At 43.8% G+C, this 267-nt stretch carries 1 pseudogene; it reads left to right on the plus strand.

Annotated elements, in window-relative coordinates:
- Positions 1 to 267 (plus strand): annotated as a pseudogene (locus tag SB679_RS24575) (TonB-dependent siderophore receptor); the annotation flags it as partial.

A 267-nucleotide genomic window follows, 5' to 3' on the forward strand; every position in this document is an offset into this window, starting at 1 on the left:
GACAGTAAGTTTGTGAAAGCGGACCCTACTGTAGATGGACGTCGTCCAGGATCTGCAGGACCGGCAAGTGTCTTTAATTCATGGGTGAGCTACGTACTTCAATCCGGCAGTCTGGAAGGACTAGGTTTTGGATTTGGAGTCAATCGTGTAGGGCATCAGATTACCGAGCATAAAACAACTACAGGAAAATTCACTTTCCCTGCTTATACTCTCATCAATGCATCCATCAGCCTTGAAAAAGAAAGATACAGACTAGGATTTAAAATG

This window comes from Chryseobacterium sp. SIMBA_029 (assembly GCF_046535275.1).
Taxonomy (GTDB): domain Bacteria; phylum Bacteroidota; class Bacteroidia; order Flavobacteriales; family Weeksellaceae; genus Chryseobacterium.